Origin of the sequence: Streptomyces scopuliridis, from assembly GCF_042790125.1 — a bacterium.
GTDB classification, from domain to species: Bacteria; Actinomycetota; Actinomycetes; order Streptomycetales; family Streptomycetaceae; genus Streptomyces; species Streptomyces scopuliridis_A.
On the sequence record NZ_JBHTZS010000004.1, the window covers coordinates 409661 to 424895 of the forward strand.

A 15235-nucleotide genomic window follows, 5' to 3' on the forward strand; every position below is an offset into this window, starting at 1 on the left:
CTCGGAACTCCTCGGATACACGAGGCGTGTCTATGCGCGTAGAGACTCCGGGATACTCTCGCCCACGTACGGCAGTCATCGAAAGGATCACCATGGACGTCATCTCCGTCATCCGCACCAAGCGGGACCGGGGCGAGCTGAGCCCCGAGCAGATCGACTGGGTGATCGACGCCTATACGCGGGGCGAGGTCGCCGATGAGCAGATGTCGGCGCTGGCGATGGCGATCCTGCTCAACGGCATGAACCGCACGGAGATCGCGCGCTGGACCGCCGCCATGATCGCCTCCGGCGAGCGCATGGACTTCTCCGCGCTCTCGCGCCCCACGGCCGACAAGCACTCCACGGGCGGCGTGGGCGACAAGATCACGCTGCCGCTGGCTCCGCTGGTCGCCGCGTGCGGCGCCGCCGTACCGCAGCTCAGCGGCCGGGGCCTCGGCCACACCGGCGGCACGCTCGACAAGCTGGAGTCCATCCCCGGCTGGCGGGCGCTGCTCTCCAACGCCGAGATGCTGAACGTCCTGGAGACCACCGGCGCGGTCATCTGCGCGGCGGGCGACGGACTGGCCCCCGCCGACAAGAAGCTGTACGCGCTGCGCGATGTGACCGGCACCGTTGAGGCCATCCCGCTGATCGCCTCCTCGATCATGTCCAAGAAGATCGCCGAGGGCACCGGCTCGCTGGTGCTGGACGTCAAGGTCGGCTCCGGCGCCTTCATGAAGACGATCGAGGACGCCCGCGAACTCGCCTCCACCATGGTGGGCCTGGGCACCGACCACGGCGTACGGACCGTCGCGCTGCTCACCGACATGGACACCCCGCTCGGCCTCACCGCGGGCAACGCCCTGGAGGTACGCGAGTCCGTCGAGGTCCTGGCGGGCGGCGGCCCGGCCGATGTCGTCGAACTGACCCTCGCCCTGGCGCGCGAGATGCTCGACGCGGCGGGCCTGAAGGACGCGGATCCGGCGAAGGCGCTGGCCGACGGCTCGGCGATGGACGTCTGGCGCCGCATGGTCGCCGCGCAGGGCGGCGACCCGGACGCGGCGCTCCCGGTCGCGCGCGAGACCCAGGTGGTCGTGGCCCCCGCCACCGGCGTCCTGACCCGCCTGGACGCGTACGGCGTCGGCGTCGCCGCCTGGCGCCTGGGCGCGGGCCGCGCCCGTAAGGAGGACCCGGTCCAGGCGGGCGCGGGCGTCGAACTCCACGCCAAGCCGGGCGACCAGGTCACGGCGGGCCAGCCCCTGCTGACGCTGCACACGGACACCCCGGAGAAGTTCGACTACGCGCTGGGCGCGCTGGCGGACGCGTACGACATCGAGGCGCCGGACACGGCGTTCAAGGCGACGCCGGTGGTGCGGGAACGTATCGCCTGACCTGCGCCCGCGGCCGGAGGCCGCTGATGCACACGCCTCGTATGGGTGAACGGGATCGGTGGACGGCCACCGGTCCCGTTCGGCATGCTGGGATCGCTGGTGAAACGGATGGAGACCGCCATGACCGCACTCACTGTCGACCACGAGCCCCATCAGGGCTGGGACGACCTCGTCCGTGCCTGGGAGCAGACGGACGCGCCCGAGGGCTACAAGGTGGAGATCATTGAGGGGCTCATCACCTTGTCACCAGCGCCCGCCAACTACCACAACAGCATCGCGGCCAAGGTCCAGCGGCGTCTGTACAACGTGATTCCCGAGGACTGGAACATCTACCAGACCCAGGCCATCGCCATCCCCTCACGTCTGGGTCTGTACATTCCGGACCTGCTTGTGGCACCCGACGACGTTTCGAGTGAATCGGGCAACTACATTCCCGCCGCCGGAGCCGAATTGGTCGTAGAGGTCACCTCGAAGTCCAACGCGAGTCACGACCGCATCACCAAGGCCGCCAACTATGCGCAAGCGGGCATCCCGCTCTATCTGCTGATCGACAGGTGGGCCCCCGGCGGCCCCACCGTCACCCTCTACGGCGAGCCCAAAGGGGATGTGTACCGGGTCCTCCATGCCGTGAAGTTCGGCGAAGAGATCACCCTGCCCGACCCCTTTGACCTGACCATCGACACGAGCACGTTCCCAGTCGGCTGACCACCCCCCCCCACGCCGTACGGACTGTGCCCGGAGCGCTGCGATGAGTTCCGGGCGCCGCAGCGGTCTCCCCCGTGTGGATGCCACGAAACCGATCGTTCTCGTCATCGCCGGTCACCTCACACCGGCCGAGGTGCCCCAGTTCTACGAGGAGCTGTACGAGCGGCTGCGCGGGGAACTGGCCGCGCGGCCGGACGACTTGGGCGTGGCCGAGGTGATCTGTGAGGTCGGCGGTCTCGTCCGGCCGAATCTGGCGGCGGTCGAGGTGCTCGCCCGGCTCCGGCTCGACGCCCGCAGGCGGGGCTGCCGGGTCCGGTTGCGGGGCGTCGCGCGGGAGTTGCGGCTGCTGCTGGATCTCGTCGGTCTGGGCGACATGGCGCGCTAGGCACCTAGGTGCGCCGTGCACCGGGCGATCAGGTGGTTCGCGGTGTGGTCCGTGGCGAGACGCGCGGCGGCGGGAAAGTGACCAGTCCGGGGCGCGGGTCGCGTGCCCCAAGGAGGAAAGGTGCTCGACATGCGAGCCTTCACGCGTGCCGCGCTGGTCGTCGTCTGCGCGGCAGGTGCCGCCCTCACCGTCGTACCCGTGGCCCAGGCCGCGCCCAACGCGGCGGCGCAGAAGTGTCGTTACTACTACACCACCTGGGGCCAGGGCCCGAACGGCGAGACCACCGGCTTCGGGGACTACGCCGAGGGAGCCACCGACCCCGAGGGCCGGACCTGCCAGAACGGCTGGTGGGTGGACGCGCGCGAGGACGAAGAGGGCGTCCGCCGCTGATGCCCCGGCGCTGACGAGCCCAAGGCTGACAACCCGCCGCTGACGAGCGCGGCGCTGACAGCCCGGCGCTGACAGCCCGGCCTGAACCCCGGCGCTGACAGCCCGGCCATGCACGCCCGGGTCCCGCCGCTCACAGCGCACCGCCGTCCGTCCGGCCCGTCGACGCGATCCCCGCACCGGCGGGCCGGTACCCGTAGCACGGGGACCTACGCGTTCTCCAGCCGCGCCGGCAGACCGAACAGCGGGAACCACCGCTCCGTGTCCAGGAAGCAGTGCATCGTGACGATCTCGCCGTCCTCGATCTCGATGACCTGAAGCGCCCACGGGGTGAAGCCGTCACCCGACTCCGCCGGCTTGTAGTGCGCGAAGGCCGGGGTGCCGTTGGCCACCGTCGGCAGAAGCCGTGAGCCCCGGCAGCCCGCGCCGATGGTGAGCATGAAACCGGTGATGTCGTCGTGGCCCTGGAGCCACAGGTCGTACGGCGGCATGGTGAACTTCGCGTCGTCATGGAGCAGCGCGGTCAGCGCCTTCATGTCGTAACCCTCGAAGGCCCTCACATACCGCTCCAGCAGCTCCTTCTGCTCCTCGTCGAGCGGATCCGCCGTATCCGTCGCGGCCGGTTCCGACTGGGCGATCGTCGCCCGCGCCCGCTGGAGCGCGCTGTTGACGGAGGCGACCGTCGTATCCAGCAGCTCGGCGACCTCGCTCGCCTTCCATGCCAGCACCTCGCGCAGGATCAGCACGGCCCGCTGCTTCGGCGGCAGATGCTGGAGCGCCGCGACGAACGCCAGCCGGATCGTCTCCCGTGACACCGCCGTCTCGGCCGGGTCGGCCACCGACGGCAGCACCCGGCCGTCCGGCACCGGCTCCAGCCAGACGTTCTCCGGAAGCGCGGAGAGCTGGGCCTGGGCCACCGGCGTCGGGCCCGACAGATCCATCGGCCGGGCCCGGCGGTTGCCCGCGTTGAGCATGTCCAGGCAGACGTTCGTCGCGATGCGGTAGAGCCATGACCGCAGCGAGGAGCGGCCCTCGAACTTCTCGAAGCTCTTCCACGCGCGCACCATCGTGTCCTGTACGGCGTCCTCGGCCTCGAAGGCCGACCCCAGCATCCGGTAGCAGTAGCCCGTCAGCTCCGTGCGGTGCTTCTCCAGCCGGGAGTCCAGGTCCTCTGTTGCTGCAAGATCACTCATCGCGTCACCCCAGTCGCCCCTTGAGACCGGTCTGTGAGACCGGTCTCATGGAAGCTACCGGAGCGCACTGACAATCCGCTCAGGTTCCGGGTTTACGGCCGTAAACGTAGACATCGTCGCCGTTCTTCAGCAGCGACCAGTACTTCACGGCGGCCGTCTTGGTCATGTTCACGCAGCCGTGCGAGCCGGGCGGGTTCCACATACTGAGGTTCGCCTGGTGGAAGGCCTGCCCGCCGTCGAAGAACTGGCTGTAGGGCATGGGCACGTCGTAGATCGTGGAGACGTGGTGCTTGTTCCGCCAGTAGATCTTCTTGAGCCCGGTCCTGGTCTCGTAGCCGTCACGCCCGGTGCGCACCGGCACCGGCCCGTACACCAGCTTCTTGCCGTCCTGGATCCAGCTCAGCTGGCGGGAGAGGTCGACGCAGGCGATACGGCCCTTGTTGGTCGGGCACTTGCCGGCCTTGTTGGGTGTCTTGCCCGCCGCCTTCTGCTTGTTCATCACATCCATCACGCCCCAGGTGATGGGCCCGGCGTAGCCGATCGTCGGTGTGATGCCGTGCTTCGACTGGAAGGCGCGGGTGGCCTTGCAGTCCGTGGACGACTGCCTTCCGTCCACCGGCCGGCCCAGGAACTTCTCGACCTGCTTCTGGTACGGCCCCGTGCTGGTGGTGCATGAGGCCGCCTGCGCGGGCGAGGCCCCGCCCAGCACCACGGTCAGCGGGACCACCAGCGCGGCAACCCCCGCCGCCACGGCCCCGTTACGGGTTATGTGTGCGTGTCTCATCCCGTTCCGTTCCCCCCATCCGTCCCTCGGCCGCGCCACTGGGAGGGCGCGTTCTGTGGGCTAGACGGGTGAAACGTGGGCTTAGTTGCGCGGAGGGGACGGAATGGCGCGACTCAGTCGGTGACGAGCCCCCCGGCTCGCGCCCGCGCCCCCGCGAGCGACCGCCGTCGCTCCCTTCGCGCCGCGTGCGTTCCGTACAGCGTGAGGGAGACGACACCGAGCACTGCCAGCAGACCCAGCGTCACCGTCGCCGCCCAGCCGCCCGCGTGGAACGCGATCGCGCCCAGCGTGCCGCCCGCGCTGCTGCCGAGGTAGTACGCCGACTGGTAGAGCGCCGACGCCTGCGCGCGGCCGGTTTTCGCCGTACGGCTCACCGACGACGAGGCGACCGCGTGGCCCGCGAAGAAGCCCGCCGTGATCAGCACCAGTCCGAGCAGTATCGCGGCGAGCGAGTCGGCCAGCGACAGCAGCAGACCCGCCGCCGTCGTGCCCACCGCCAGATACAGCGCGCCGCGCCGGCCGAGCCGCTCGACGAGCCGCCCGGCCGCCGCCGAGGAGACCGTACCGACCAGATAGACCAGGAAGATCGAGCCGATGACGCCCTGCGGGAGATTGAACGGCGCTCCCACCAGCCGGTAGCCGATCACGGTGTAGACCGCGCCGAACACCGTCATGAAGAGCGCGCCTATCGCGTACAGCCGGCGCAGCAGCGGATCGGTCAGATGCCCGCCCACCGTCTTCGCCAGCGCGCGCGGACTCAGCGACCGCGAGGTGAAGTTCCGTGCCTTCGGGAGCAGGGCGCGGAACACCAGCGCGCACACCACCGCGAGCAGCCCGACCGCGCCGAGCGCCGCCCGCCAGCCCCACAGCTGGGCGACCCAGCCGGTGAGGATACGGCCGCTCATCCCGCCGACGCTGTTGCCCGCGACGAACAGCCCGATCGCGGCGACCAGCGCCTTCGGCCGTACCTCCTCCGCCAGGAACGCCATCGCCGAGGCGGGCAGACCGGCCAGCGCCGCGCCCTGTACGGCGCGCAGCGCCACCAGCCACTCCACGTTCGGCGCGAACGGCACCAGCAGCCCCACCACCACCGCGACCGCCAGCGAGACGGTCATCAGCGTGCGCCGGCCGAACCGCTCCGACAGCGCGCTCAGCGGCAGGACGAAGAGCGCCAGCGCGCCCGTCGCGGCCGAGACCGTCCAGCTGGCCTGGCTCGCCGTCACACCGAGCCCGGCGGAGATGGCGGGCAGCAGGGCCTGTGTGGAGTAGAGGAGGGCGAAGGTCGCGACTCCGGCGGCGAAGAGCGCGAAGCTCATCCGGCGGTAGCCGGGGCGGCCGGGGGAGAGCAGTGAATCGTCGGTGTCGGCGGACGGCGCGGCGGAGGCACCCGGGGTGACGGGTGCCTCGGTACTGACAGAAGGCATGCTTCGAAGGTAGGCACCGCGGCTTCATGCGTCCAATGCACAGAACGGCGATAATCGTTCCCATGGTGCATGAACCCAGCTCACGCCCGCGGCTGTCACGGAACAGTTACGAACACGACATGGATCACATCGGCCCCATGGACCGCACGGCACCCGTGGCCGGGCTGGACCCCGACTCCTGGTCCGCGGTCCTCGCGCCCCGGCTCGCCCACTTCGCGGGGGTGGCCCGCCATGAGCATGTGACCCGCGCGGCCCAGGACATGGCCGTCCCGCAGTCCACGCTCTCCCGGGCGATGGTCAGGCTCGAACGGGACCTGGGCGTCGCCCTGTTCGCCCGCAAGGGCCGTACGGTCTCCCTCACCCCCGCCGGCCGGACGTTCCTCACCTCGGTCGAACGGGCCCTCGCGGAGGTCGAGCGGGCCGCCGAGTCCGTACGCGCCGACGCCGACCCGGCGTCCGGCAAGGTCGCCTTCGGCTTTCTGCACACCATGGGCTCCGAGACCGTACCGGCGCTGATCAGGGCCTTCCGCGCCGACCATCCCCGGGTACGGTTCCAGCTCGTCCAGAACTACGGCGAGGCGATGCTGGAGCGGCTGCGCGCGGGCGAGCTGGACCTCTGTCTCACCTCACCCGTGCCGGACGCCCCCGATCTGGTCGCCCGCAGGGTGGACGAACAGCGGCTCCGGCTGGTCGTGCCCGACGACCACCGGCTGGCGGGACGACGGCGCGTACGGCTCGCCGAGGCGGCCGACGAAACGTTCGTCACCCTCGAACCGGGGTACGGGCTGCGCCGGATCACCGACGACCTGTGCGCCGAGGCGGGCTTCCGGCCGCGCGTCGCCTTCGAGGGCGAGGAGGCCGAGACGCTGCGCGGCCTGGTGGCGGCCGGCCTGGGCGTCGCCCTGCTGCCGCCGCCCGCCGTGGCCCGTCCTGGGGTGGTCGAGCTGACCGTCACGGCGCCCCGCGCGGCCCGCGAGATCGGTGTCGCCTGGCTCGACGGCCACCCGGACACCCCGCCCGTGGCGGCCTTCAAGCGCTTCCTGCTCTCCCGCCGCGGCCAACTGCTCCCGGACTGAGGCGAGTACGTCTCACGGCCGCAGCGACCGGCCGAACCCGGCCGCCAGCGGCATCCGCAGCCCCAGCGGCGGCGGCGCCGCCAGCGCGTCCGCGACCGGCCGGGAGTACGTGCGCGGCAGCAGCGCGCCCAGGACGAAGTCCGCGGCCAGCGCCAGGACTTCCTGGTGGTGCTGGCGCAGCGCGTGCCCGTCGGAGTGGACCTCGAAGCGGCAGGTGTCCCGGTTGACCTTCTTCACGCGCTCGGCCAGCCGGTAGGAGAGCTCGGGGTCGGTGCGCGCGTCGGTGGTGCCGTGCATGATCAGGACTTGACGCCCCGTCAGTTGCCGTACCGGCTCCGGCTCGGCGGCCCGGTCGTCCTCCGGCAGCCAAGGGGCCATCGCCAGCACGGAGTTGACGGCGGGATGGCCCGCCGCGTGCAGCGCCGCCCGGCCGCCCATCCCGTGTCCCGCCAGGCACACCGGCACATCGCCATAGCGCCGTACGGCCTCGTCCGCCGCCCACTCGGCGTCCGCCGCGAGCCGCGCCTGCGCGCCGTTCCAGCCGCGCCCGCCGTAGTGCACCACATGCGCGACCAGCCCCTCGGCGGCCCCCACCCTGGCGAGATGGCGCAGGAGCGGCACCATGCGCGCGTACGCGACGGGGGAGGGGCCCCGGGCGGAGACGGGCTCGCCCTCGGGGAGCACCAGGATCACGCCCCCCACCGCCGCCCCGGCTCCCGCTCCCGCGACAGGTGCGCCGAACGCCCGGCCCAACCGTGCCCGTGGCTCCGCGCGCCGCGCGCGCGCCGAACCGTCCCGGCCTGCCGTACGTCCCCCCGGCCCGGGAACCGCTTGCTGTCCCATAGCAGAACAGTCTCAGAAGGAGAGGTGTACTCCACCCGTCCGCCCGATCACTGTTACATATCGACCCCTCATGCTCTACGCGCGTAGGCGTTAGAGTGCGGAGATGACGAGCCAGACCTACCGTCCGCCCAGCGCCGACCAGATCCGCCGCGCCCCCAAGGCCCTTCTCCATGACCACCTGGACGGCGGACTCCGTCCCGGCACGATCATCGATCTCGCCCATGAGATCGGCTACGAGAGCCTGCCCGAGCACGAGTCCGACAAACTCGGTCTCTGGTTCCGTGAGGCCGCCGACTCCGGCTCGCTGGAACGCTATCTGGAGACCTTCGCCCACACCTGCGCCGTCATGCAGACCCCTGACGCGCTCTTCCGGGTCGCCGCGGAGTGCGCGGAGGACCTGGCGCAGGACGGTGTCGTCTACGCCGAGGTGCGGTACGCGCCCGAGCAGCACCTGGAGCGCGGACTCACCCTCGAAGAGGTCGTGGAGGCCGTCAACGACGGCTTCCGGGAAGGCGAGCGGCGGGCGCTGGCCGACGGCCACCGCATCCGCGTCGGCGCCCTGCTCACCGCCATGCGGCACGCGGCCCGCGCCCTGGAGATCGCCGAACTCGCCAACCGCTACCGCGACTCGGGCGTGGTCGGCTTCGACATCGCGGGCGCCGAGGCCGGCTTCCCGCCCACCCGCCACCTCGACGCCTTCGAGTATCTGAAGCGCGAGAACAACCACTTCACCATCCACGCGGGCGAGGCCTTCGGGCTGCCCTCGATCTGGCAGGCGCTCCAGTGGTGCGGCGCCGACCGGCTCGGCCACGGCGTGCGCATCATCGACGACATCGAGGTCGCCGAGGACGGCACGGTGAAGCTGGGCCGGCTCGCGGCGTACGTACGCGACAAGCGCGTCCCGCTGGAGCTCTGCCCCAGCTCCAACCTCCAGACGGGCGCCGCCGCCTCGATCGCCGAGCACCCCATCGGGCTGCTGCGCAAGCTGCACTTCAGGGCGACGGTGAACACCGACAACCGGCTGATGAGCGGCACGAGCATGAGCCGGGAATTCGAGCTGCTGGTCGACGCCTTCGACTACACACTCGACGACATGCAGTGGTTCACGGTCAATGCGATGAAATCAGCATTCATTCCTTTCGATGAACGACTGGCCATGATCAATGACGTGATCAAGCCGGGATATGCCGAGCTGAAATCCGAATGGCTGTTCAGGCAGACCGCTGTGACCAGCTAGTTCTTGCTGGCAGCAGGGTGATCGCCGGGACAGGGAAGCGGCCGGGAACACGGAATCCCGGCCGCTGACGGGTGTTTGCGGGCCATACGCGCGGCTGGCTAGTTTGGAAAGCCGCTCGCATTTTCCCCGTTTTCACCTTTCCCTTCACCAGTCCCATCCCGCTCACCTTCCCCAAGGATGAAATCCCAGATGAAGCAGTCCGCCATCAAGACCCTCGGCACTGTCGCCCTCGGCGCCGCCTTCGCCGCCACCGCCGCGGGCAGTGCCAGTGCCGCGCCCGCCGCCCCCGAGGCCGGTGCCGCGCAGGACCTCGTCACCAGGACGCTGCCGGTGCAGGACCTCACCAGCCAGCTCCCCGCGCCGCTTCCCGACGTGCTGACGGCGACCGGGCTGGCGCTCGGCACCGTCCAGCAGACCACGCCGTACGCGGTCGACGCCGTCAAGACGGCCAACCCCGTGCAGCAGCTGGTGGGCGGGCTGCCGGTGAACGGTCTGGGCAAGGGGCTGCCGGTCAACGGAATCCCGCTCGGCGGCTGAGCACGAGCCCGCACGGCGCACACGGCGCACACAGCGGTGGGGGCGTACACCCGGATCCGGGTGTACGCCCCACTGTCGTCCTTACGGGTAAGCCGCTGTACGGGTAAGCCGGCCGCTACCAGGCGGTCGTGGCGCTCTTCTCGCCCGGCACCAGCAGCCACAGCGCCAGATAGAGCAGGAACTGCGGGCCCGGCAGCAGACACGAGACGAGGAAGATCACCCGCATCGTGTTCGCGGACGTACCGAAGCGCTGGGCCAGCGCCGCGCACACTCCACCGAGCATCCGTCCGTGTCGAGGGCGGACCAGACTGGCCATGATGGGCTCCTTCGCGGGACTGTTCGGGAGCCTCTCTCGTCGTGCTCCCTGATGTCTCCATGGTGCGCCGGGAGCAGGGGGCGGGGCGTCGCTCTACGGAGCGATGCCGACCCTGGGAATCGTCGGGGTCGATCCCTGAAGAGCCTCATCCCGCACGACGGTTCCCGACTCGTTCTCAGGTCTGCCCGGGTGCGCCCCGCGGGGGACGCGGCGGGGGACCGTACGGATACGACGCGCGCGGCGCAGCCGGGCCCGGCCCGCGGGAACCACCGCCAGATGCGCCAGGGCCACCCCGGCCGTGTTGAGCAGCAGCGCGTCCACGTCCACCACGCGGCCCGGCACCCCGGTCTGGAGCAGCTCGATGCCGAGCGAGATCATCGCGCCTGCCGTGACCGTACGGGCCATCGAGGCCCACCCGGCGACGAAGAGCCGGCCGTCGACCATCGGAAGCAGCACACCGAGCGGGGCCAGCAGCAGAAGCCCCTCGCCGATGCGCCGGGCGGCCTGGACGGGCCCCAGCGCCAGATCGGCCTTGATACCCGCGAAGGGCGTCAGATTGGCGGCGTGCACCCACATGACGTCCAACGGGCGGAGCGTCAGCCATCCCACCAGCATCAGATGCAGCAGGAGGAGAACGAACCCCGCCATACGGAAGCGGATGACGGCACTGCCGTCCAGACCTTGACGCACGCACCCCAAGACGCGGTGGCCGGCGGGAACGGTTCCGCCGGCCGCGGAAGAAGGGGTTCATGAGACGGGCATCACCCGTCCGGCCCGCCCAGGGTCGCGTCCGGGCCCCGGGTGGGCCCCGGACTACGAACCGGACGGGGAGGCGGACGCCGTCGAGACCGGGCCGAGCGTCGGCACCGGCGCGTCCGGATGGGCCTTCGTCGCGGGGGTGCAGCCATAGGCGCGCGCCGGATAGTCGCCGGGCCCGCCCAGCACGACCTGCCCGTCCGTCGCCTCGCTCTCCGCGAACGTACAGACGATCTGCGCCAGCGCCGTCGTGGGCAGATCCTCCGGCTGGCGGCTGAGCCGCAGCGCCCCGGCGGGGTCGCCGTCGCGCGAGGCCGAGATGACCAGCGGTCCCCGCACGGCCGTGCTGAACCCCGCCGCCCGCTCATCGGCGGAGGGCTGGGCCTGAAGTTCGTCGAGCAGCCCCTGTGCGATCCGCACCCGGTCGTCGGGGCCCTTGCCCTGCTGGATTCGCGCCGCGCGCTCCACCGCCGCGAGCCCGGAGGAGCAGGCCAGATAGATCCGCACGGGAACGCCGGGCCGCGCCTGCGTGATGACGTCCTTGCCGGAGATCTCGCACGGCTTCCGGGAGGGCGCGGGTCCGGCGTCCACCGGTACCGAGGTGGTCCTGATGCCGCACCCCGCGACGAGCGCGGTGAGCGCGAGCGCACCCGCGAGCGCACCGGCGAACCGTCCGAAGGCGGCCACGCCGGGCCGCGTTCCGCTCGTGCCCGTACGACACATGCCTGTGCGAGTCGTGCTCCAGCGCGTCACCGGGCGTCGCCCTCCTCTCCCGGATCCTGATCGCGGTCACCCTCCGCGGCCTCCGCGCCGTCCCTGGGCAGCCGCAGTACGAACATCGCGCCGCCGTCCGGCACATTGGCCGCGGTGATGTCACCGCCGTGGATATGCGCGTTCTCCCGCGCGATCGACAGCCCGAGTCCGCTGCCCTCGGAGCGCGGCCGGGAGGCGCTCGCCTTGTAGAAGCGGTCGAAGACATGCGGCAGGACGTCCTCGGGGATACCGGGGCCGTGGTCCCGTACCTCGATGACCAGCCAGTCGTCCTCCGTACGCACCGCCACCCGCACCGGCGACCCACCGTGCTTGAGCGCGTTGCCGATCAGATTCGCCATGATCACATCGAGCCGGCGCGGATCGAGCCGCGCCATGATGCCGCGCTCGGCGTCCAGATCCACTGCGTCCAGCCAGGCCCGCGCGTCGATACAGGCCGTGACCTGGTCGGCGACATCGACATCGTCCAGGACGAGCCGGGCCGTACCCGCGTCGAAGCGGGTGACCTCCATCAGATTCTCCACCAGCACATTGAGCCTGCGGGTCTCACTCACCACCAGCGTCACGGCGGGCGCGATCATCGGATCGAGGCTGTCGGCCTCCTCCTCCAGGACCTCCGTCACCGCCGTCAGCGCCGTCAGCGGGGTACGCAGCTCATGCGACATGTCGGCGACGAAGCGGCGGCTGGACTCCTCCCGCGCGCTCATGTCCTCGACCTTCTTCTGGAGCGACTCCGCCGCCTTGTTGAACGTACGGGAGAGATCGGCCAGTTCGTCCCCGCCCGACACCCGCAGCCGGGTGCCGAACTTGCCCTCGCCGAGCTGCCGCGCCGCCTCGCCCAGCCGCTGCACGGGCTTGAGGACGGTCGTCGCCGCCGCGTGCGCCAGCAGGGCGGAGCCGACGAGCGCGAGCGCCGTGGCGATCCCCAGCGACCAGGCGAGCGAGTTGAGATCGGTGCGTTCCTGGTGGAGCGACTTGAACAGATACCCGGTCGGCCCGCCGCCGATGATCCGCGTACCGCCGACCAGATAGGGCGTGCCGCCGCGCTCCACGCGCTGCCAGAAGACGTGGTACGGGTACTTGTTCCCGGAGGTGACCTTCTGCTTGTCGTTCACCGCGTTCTGGAGGGACGCCGGTACGTCGTCCATGGTGAAGGCGTCCGGATCGGAGACCCCCACGATGGGCTTCCCCCCGTCACGCGTGCCTATCAGCAGCACGCTGTAACCGGGGCTGTCGCCCGCCATCAGCTCGGCCGTGCTCTGCAACTCCGCCTGGCTCGGCCGCAGGGGCAGCTCCGCGGCCCGGTTCTGCATCTCCTGCTGGAAGTCCTCCAGCGTCGCGTCCTGGGTACGGGTCAGCACGGCCTCGCGGTTGAGCCAGTACGCGATCCCCGAGGCGGAGACCGCGGCGGTCAGCGCGACGGCCGCGAAGACGACCACGAGCCGCAGCCGCAGACTGGTCCAGCGCAGCCCCGCGAGAACCAGCCGCTTCGCCGCGCTCGGCCTCGCCCCACCGCCCGCGCGGCGGCGCGGGTTGCGGTACGGGTCGATGCCCTCGTGCGGGGAGGCGCCCCCGTACCGGTCGGCGTCCTGGCCGCGGCGCGCGCCGTGCGCGTCGTGCGCGCCGTTCTCCGCCGGGCCGCCGTCCGGCCCGGCGCCCCTGGGTACGTCACTCACGAAGGCGCGTCCAGCCGGTATCCCACGCCGCGCACCGTACGGATCAGGGTCGGCGAGGACGGCACGTCCTCCACCTTCGCGCGCAGCCGCTGCACACACGCGTCCACCAGCCGCGAGTCACCGAGGTAGTCGTGCTCCCACACCAGCCGCAGCAGCTGCTGGCGGGACAGCGCCTGGCCGGGCCGGCGGCTCAGTTCGAGCAGCAGCCGCAGCTCGGTCGGCGTGAGCTGGAGGTCCTCCCCGTTCTTGGTGACCGTCATCGCGGAACGGTCGATGACCAGGCTGCCGTACGTCGCGGAGTCCGTGGACTCACGCTCCCCGCGCCGCAGCACCGCGCGGATCCTGGCGTCGAGCACCCGCCCCTGGACAGGCTTCACCACATAGTCGTCGGCCCCGGACTCCAGACCGACCACTACATCGATGTCATCACTGCGCGCGGTCAGCAGGATGATCGGCAACTGGTCGGTGCGCCTGATACGCCGGCACACCTCGAAGCCGTCGATCCCGGGCAGCATCACATCCAGCACGATCAGATCCGGCCGCTGCTCCCGGAGCAGTTTCAGGCCGTCCTCGCCCGTCGCCGCGGTGGCCACTCGGTGGCCCTGGCGTGACAGCGAGAGTTCGAGGGCCGTGCGGATGGCGTCGTCGTCCTCGATCAGCAACAGGAAAGGCACGGAGGTCATTGTGTCCCATGGGGGGACCGGAGTTCGACCGTTGGAGCGCTCCCACTGTCATTCCCCACGCGTTTCACAAGCCCCGAAGTCCCCTGTGACAGGGCTGTGACAGACGGCGGACAGGGCCATGAAACTGCCCCGGCAAGCTCATTGGCACACGGAACGAAGCAGACTCCAACCGACGGGGGGCGCGGGATGAACGCACTGCACGGCATGACCTCAAGCGCAGTGGTCACGCGTCTTCATGACGTCACGCGGAGCAACGAGAAGTCCGGCGGCGTGAACGGGCGGGGGTGCGTTCGCGGCGCCGGGCGTCAGCACAAGCCGTCGTACATGACGGTGGTTGACGCGGACCGCACGGAGCGCACGGACCGGGCGGGCAACGGGGGACATCCGGGCGACGGGGGTATCAGCGGGGGTAACAGGGCAGCCGCGTTCGGGGAGACCCCGGGGGAACGGACGGTCCTGGCGGAGCGGACGGACGCCGAAGCGGCGTTCACCGCGTACGTCCAGGAGCGCCGCGCCTCCCTGTACGCGACGGCCTACCACCTGACCGGCGACCGGTTCGAGGCCGAGGATCTGCTGCAGAGCGCCCTCTTCTCGACGTACCGGGCGTGGGACAGGATCAGCGACAAGGCCGCGGTCGGCGGCTATCTGCGCCGCACCATGACCAATCTGCACATCAGCGCCTGGCGCAGGCGCAAGCTCAATGAGTACCCGACGGAGGAGCTGCCGGAGACGGCGGGCGACACCGACGCGATGCGCGGTACGGAACTGCGCGCGGTGCTCTGGCAGGCGCTCTCCCGCCTGCCGGAACTCCAGCGCACGATGCTCGTACTGCGCTACTACGAGGGCCGCACCGACCCGGAGATCGCGGACATCCTCGACATCAGTGTCGGCACGGTGAAGTCGAGCATCTGGCGGTCGCTCCGCCGGCTGCGCGAGGACGAGGTCCTCAGCTTCGGCCGTGACGAGGAGGAGTCCTTCGGCGAGCTGGTCGCCTGAAGGCTGGGGGGAAGCGCGGGGGAAACACGGGGGAAGCGGGACCCGTCGTCTCGGGGGAGGCGGCGGGAGCACGGAAACAGGGGGAACCGGGGAAAC

At 70.8% G+C, this 15235-nt stretch carries 17 protein-coding genes; 8 read left to right on the forward strand and 9 right to left on the reverse strand.

Annotated features, from left to right (window positions below):
* Positions 1-92 precede the first annotated feature (92 nt).
* From ACFRKB_RS08660 to ACFRKB_RS08675, 4 genes are all read left to right on the forward strand, one after another.
* Positions 93-1370 carry a thymidine phosphorylase gene (locus tag ACFRKB_RS08660; RefSeq protein WP_365972224.1) on the forward strand — a complete coding sequence of 426 codons (1278 nt, stop codon included), beginning with the start codon at positions 93-95 and terminating at the stop codon, positions 1368-1370.
* A 120-nt stretch (positions 1371-1490) separates the two neighbouring features.
* Entirely contained in the window at positions 1491-2075 is a 585-nt protein-coding gene (locus ACFRKB_RS08665) for a Uma2 family endonuclease (protein ID WP_383104383.1), read from the forward strand.
* A gap of 76 nt (positions 2076-2151) precedes the next feature.
* Positions 2152-2460: an STAS domain-containing protein gene (locus ACFRKB_RS08670; RefSeq protein ID WP_383104385.1), complete on the forward strand. Its 309-nt coding sequence runs from the start codon at positions 2152-2154 to the stop codon at positions 2458-2460.
* Positions 2461-2580: 120 nt separating this feature from the next.
* Complete coding sequence (locus ACFRKB_RS08675; protein ID WP_383104387.1) at positions 2581-2850, forward strand: hypothetical protein; 270 nt, start codon at positions 2581-2583, stop codon at positions 2848-2850.
* A gap of 206 nt (positions 2851-3056) precedes the next feature.
* On the opposite strand, the gene ACFRKB_RS08680 is transcribed toward ACFRKB_RS08675, so the two are convergent.
* From ACFRKB_RS08680 to ACFRKB_RS08690, 3 genes are all read right to left on the reverse strand, one after another.
* A complete protein-coding gene (locus tag ACFRKB_RS08680; RefSeq protein ID WP_383104388.1) occupies positions 3057-4040 on the reverse strand; it encodes a sigma-70 family RNA polymerase sigma factor in 984 nt (327 codons plus the stop codon).
* Positions 4041-4119: 79 nt separating this feature from the next.
* The gene (locus tag ACFRKB_RS08685) at positions 4120-4824 is read right to left on the reverse strand and encodes a L,D-transpeptidase (RefSeq protein WP_383104390.1); all 705 of its coding nucleotides are present in this window, start codon (positions 4822-4824) and stop codon (positions 4120-4122) included.
* A 113-nt stretch (positions 4825-4937) separates the two neighbouring features.
* On the reverse strand, positions 4938-6248 hold the full coding sequence (locus tag ACFRKB_RS08690) for an MFS transporter (protein WP_383104392.1): 1311 nt from the start codon (positions 6246-6248) through the stop codon (positions 4938-4940).
* Positions 6249-6310: 62 nt separating this feature from the next.
* On the opposite strand from ACFRKB_RS08690, the gene ACFRKB_RS08695 reads away from it, so the two are divergent.
* Positions 6311-7324, forward strand: a complete 1014-nt coding sequence (locus ACFRKB_RS08695; RefSeq protein ID WP_383104393.1) for a LysR family transcriptional regulator — start codon at positions 6311-6313, stop codon at positions 7322-7324.
* Positions 7325-7336: 12 nt separating this feature from the next.
* Here ACFRKB_RS08695 and ACFRKB_RS08700 read toward each other — a convergent pair whose 3' ends face one another.
* Positions 7337-8017, reverse strand: a complete 681-nt coding sequence (locus tag ACFRKB_RS08700) for an alpha/beta hydrolase (protein WP_383104512.1) — start codon at positions 8015-8017, stop codon at positions 7337-7339.
* 253 nt (positions 8018-8270) lie between these two features.
* Between ACFRKB_RS08700 and ACFRKB_RS08705 the strand changes: the two genes are divergently transcribed.
* Both ACFRKB_RS08705 and ACFRKB_RS08710 read left to right on the forward strand, forming a co-directional pair.
* Entirely contained in the window at positions 8271-9404 is a 1134-nt protein-coding gene (locus tag ACFRKB_RS08705) for an adenosine deaminase (RefSeq protein WP_383104394.1), read from the forward strand.
* A gap of 189 nt (positions 9405-9593) precedes the next feature.
* On the forward strand, positions 9594-9941 hold the full coding sequence (locus ACFRKB_RS08710) for an ATP-binding protein (RefSeq protein WP_383104396.1): 348 nt from the start codon (positions 9594-9596) through the stop codon (positions 9939-9941).
* A 115-nt stretch (positions 9942-10056) separates the two neighbouring features.
* On the opposite strand, the gene ACFRKB_RS08715 is transcribed toward ACFRKB_RS08710, so the two are convergent.
* The 5 genes from ACFRKB_RS08715 to afsQ1 form a co-directional block, all read right to left on the reverse strand.
* The gene (locus ACFRKB_RS08715; RefSeq protein WP_365972214.1) at positions 10057-10257 is read right to left on the reverse strand and encodes a PspC domain-containing protein; all 201 of its coding nucleotides are present in this window, start codon (positions 10255-10257) and stop codon (positions 10057-10059) included.
* Between the two features lie 93 nt (positions 10258-10350).
* Entirely contained in the window at positions 10351-10905 is a 555-nt protein-coding gene (locus tag ACFRKB_RS08720; protein ID WP_383104513.1) for a VanZ family protein, read from the reverse strand.
* Positions 10906-11070: 165 nt separating this feature from the next.
* Positions 11071-11736 (reverse strand): hypothetical protein, encoded by a 666-nt coding sequence (locus ACFRKB_RS08725; RefSeq protein ID WP_383104515.1) that lies wholly within the window; start codon positions 11734-11736, stop codon positions 11071-11073.
* A 26-nt stretch (positions 11737-11762) separates the two neighbouring features.
* A complete protein-coding gene (locus ACFRKB_RS08730) occupies positions 11763-13559 on the reverse strand; it encodes a sensor histidine kinase (RefSeq protein ID WP_383104398.1) in 1797 nt (598 codons plus the stop codon).
* Positions 13457-14134, reverse strand: a complete 678-nt coding sequence (afsQ1, locus tag ACFRKB_RS08735; RefSeq protein WP_365972211.1) for a two-component system response regulator AfsQ1 — start codon at positions 14132-14134, stop codon at positions 13457-13459. The genes ACFRKB_RS08730 and afsQ1 overlap by 103 nt, the downstream gene beginning before the upstream one ends.
* Before the next feature lie 195 nt (positions 14135-14329).
* Between afsQ1 and ACFRKB_RS08740 the strand changes: the two genes are divergently transcribed.
* Positions 14330-15139 carry a SigE family RNA polymerase sigma factor gene (locus ACFRKB_RS08740; protein WP_383104401.1) on the forward strand — a complete coding sequence of 270 codons (810 nt, stop codon included), beginning with the start codon at positions 14330-14332 and terminating at the stop codon, positions 15137-15139.
* The last annotated feature ends 96 nt before the right edge of the window (positions 15140-15235 follow it).